General features: G+C 61.5%; 4 protein-coding genes. All 4 read left to right on the forward strand.

Annotated elements, in window-relative coordinates:
- On the forward strand, positions 1–829 hold an 829-nt coding region (locus tag A2J03_RS28815; protein WP_197481016.1), incomplete at its 5' end, for an MCE family protein.
- Positions 826–1,893, forward strand: a complete 1,068-nt coding sequence (locus tag A2J03_RS28820; protein ID WP_068381490.1) for an MCE family protein — start codon at positions 826–828, stop codon at positions 1,891–1,893. The genes A2J03_RS28815 and A2J03_RS28820, both read left to right, overlap by 4 nt.
- Positions 1,890–2,882, forward strand: a complete 993-nt coding sequence (locus A2J03_RS28825; protein WP_068381492.1) for an MCE family protein — start codon at positions 1,890–1,892, stop codon at positions 2,880–2,882. Before A2J03_RS28820 ends, A2J03_RS28825 begins: the two co-directional genes overlap by 4 nt.
- Positions 2,882–3,101, forward strand: a 220-nt coding sequence (locus A2J03_RS28830) for an MlaD family protein (protein WP_156520643.1), incomplete at its 3' end; no start/stop codon positions are given. The genes A2J03_RS28825 and A2J03_RS28830, both read left to right, overlap by 1 nt.

The raw sequence follows: 3,101 nt of genomic DNA on the forward strand, positions 1-3,101 counted from the left end.
ACTCGGGATGACGATCGATCGGCTGGAGAACATCTTCAAGGGTCTGAACACCGAACTGCCGAACATTCAGGAAGACCTGCGCGGTCTTGCCGATTTCTCGCAGACGTACGCAGATGCCGGTCCGCAATTGATCGACGCGCTGGACAATCTGACGGTCACGGGTAACACGTTGGTCGAGCAGCGTCCTGCGGTCGATACGTTGATCTCGTCGCTGACCGCGACGAGTGCGTCGACGGCGGACTTCCTGGAAGCGAACGCGAACAACCTGATTCGGATCTCCGCTGATTCACGACAGGCATTGGAGCTGTTGGCTCAGTACTCGCCGTCCTTCGGATGCACGTTCAGTCAGTTCGTGCCCGTGGTCGAGCGTGCACAGGCCGTTATCGGCGCCGGCGACGAATACCCAGGCATCAACGTGTCCGCGGCGTTCGTCAATCCGAAGGGTCGATACCTTCCCAATCAGGACGAGCCGCGGTTGTTCGACGATCGTGGTCCGCGCTGCTACACGCCGGCCGATACCGCAGCGGGGGAGTTCTTCCCGCAGTATCCGGGTGGTTCTGCCAACGACGGGTCCTACCAGGTACCGTCGAGAAACCCGGGGCCGCAGGATATCCCGGAGCTTCCGGCACCGCAGTACTCGATTCTGCCCGGCGCCGACGCCGGTACCGGCCAGGCTGCTCCGGCCAGCTACGAAGGTTCGGATTTCGAGCGTGACACGTTGGCCGTGATCTACGGCGAGGCGACAGGAACATCACCGGGGGACGTTCCCTCATGGGTGACATCGGCGGGGGCGCCGGCACTGAGGGGTGTGGAGGTGACCATCAAATGAGGGGGCTTCTCGCACCGCTCGTCAAGCTGATCGTGTTCGCGGTGGTGACCATTCTGGCCACCGCAACACTGGCGTTCTCCATCGCGAACATCTCCGGTGGGGGTGGCGAGACCTACAGCGCCATCTTCAGCGACGTCGCGTCGCTCAACAAGGGTGACGAGGTGCGCATCGCGGGTGTTCGTGTGGGTGACGTCAAGAAGATCGAGATCGTCAACGAGCGTGAGGCCAAGGTCGAGTTCACGGTCGACGGTCGTGACTACCTGCCGTCGACGGTGACCGCGAATCTGCGCTACCGCAACCTCGTCGGGCAGCGCTACATCGCAATCGAACAGGGTGCCGGGGACCAGGGCGGCAAAATCAATCCGGGTGAGACTATCCCGTTGTCGCAGACCAAGCCTGCCGTCAACCTCACCACGTTGTTCGACGGCTTTCGGCCTCTCTTCCAGACTCTGAGCGCCGACGACGTGAACAAGCTGTCGTACCAGATCATCCAGGTGTTCCAGGGTGAGTCCGGCACGATCTCGGAGCTCGTCCGCAGTACTGCAAGTCTGACCAACACGGTCGCCGACAAGGACGCTGTGATCGGTGCGGTCATCACCAACCTGAACACGGTGCTGCAGACGGTGAATCAGAACGACGATCAGCTCGACAAGCTCATCGTCAACACCCAGCAGCTGGTGTCCGGTCTGTCGGCGGACCGTGACGTGGTCGGATCGGCAGTCACATCGTTGGCGGGTCTCACCGATGCCACGGCCGATCTCCTCGAACCGACGCGGCCGTCGATTCAGGGATCAGTGGCTGCATTGAACACGCTGGCGACGACGTTGAACGCCCGCGAGGACGACCTGACCAAGGTCATTCAGACTCTGCCGGTCAAGCTGGACAAGCTTGTTCGTACTGCCCAGCAGGGTTCGTGGTTCACCTTCTATTTGTGCGGTATCGACATCCAGGCAGGCCCTGGAACATCGCCGAATCTGAATCTCCCGACAGGACTGCCGACCGTGAATCAACCGCTGTACACGAACGCGGCCGAGCGTTGCAAAGCTGGGGGGATCAAGGAATGAAGAAGCGCAGTCCGCTTGTCCTCGGCGCGCTGGGCATCGCGATAGTGCTGCTCGCGACCGTGTCGGTGTTCTTTCTCGACAAACTGCCGATCCTCGGTGCCGGGTCCACCTACACGGCACAGTTCACGGAGGCAGCAGGCCTCAAACCCGGCAACGAAGTTCGTATTGCCGGAGTGAAGGTCGGTCAAGTCAGTGCGGTCGAGCTCGACGGCGACAAGGTCAACGTCGACTTTCGAGTGCAGGACGCCTGGGTGGGAAACAACTCGTCGGCGTCCATTCAGATCAAGACCCTGCTGGGCAGCAAGTACCTCGCCGTCGACCCACGCGGGGATGACGTGCTCAAGCCGAAGGATCCGATTCCGGTCGAGCGCACCACATCTCCCTACGACGTGATCGACGCGTTCTCGGACGCTGCGTCGACCATCGAGGACATCGACACTGCGCAGCTCGCGACAAGCTTCGAGACGCTGTCGCAGGCGTTCTCGGAGACGCCGGCGGATATTCGTGCGTCGCTCGACGGCGTGAGCCGGTTGTCGGAGACGATCGCGAGCCGTGACGCTGAACTGCAGAAGCTGTTCGAAGCGACCGGTAGGACGTCGAAGGTGCTCGCGGACCGGAACGATGAGTTCAACCGCCTCATCTCGGATGCCGGACCGTTGCTGGAAGAGCTGAACAACCGTCAGCAGTCGATCTCTCAACTGTTGACGGGCGTGCAGCGTCTCTCGCAGCAACTCACCGGACTGGTTCGGGACAACGAAGAGCAGATCACGCCGATGCTCGAGCAGTTGAACGGTGTCATCGACATTCTCAACGAGAACAACGACGCACTTGCGCGTGGACTCGAGCTGTATGCACCGTTCGTCCGTCTGTACGCCAACGTCGTCGGTAACGGACGGTGGCTCGACATCACTCTGGCCAACCTCACACCTCCTGGACTGCCGCTGATTCCGGGCTACCGCGAGCCTGCGCGAGACCTGGGAGGGAACTGATGACCGATTCCGGAGAGAACGTGAAGAAGAGCGGCGGTAGCCGTGCCGTCGTCGCTGGCGTCGTCATCGCCGCACTTGTTGTCGCAGGCGGACTGTGGTGGCTGTTCACTCGAGCGGGTACCACGAACATCACCGCCTACTTCGACAAGTCGGTCGGTATCTACGAAGGTTCGGACGTGCGTGTCCTCGGCGTCATAGTCGGCGACGTCACCTCGGTGG

It is taken from the genome of Rhodococcus sp. EPR-157 (assembly GCF_001647195.1).
Lineage (GTDB): Bacteria > Actinomycetota > Actinomycetes > Mycobacteriales > Mycobacteriaceae > Rhodococcoides.

Bases quoted from the DNA above. Each gene is read 5' to 3' on its own strand.
- A2J03_RS28820 (WP_068381490.1), top strand. From the start codon at position 826: ATGAGGGGGCTTCTCGCACCGCTCGTCAAGCTGATCGTGTTCGCGGTG.
- A2J03_RS28825 (WP_068381492.1), top strand. From the start codon at position 1,890: ATGAAGAAGCGCAGTCCGCTTGTCCTCGGCGCGCTGGGCATCGCGATA.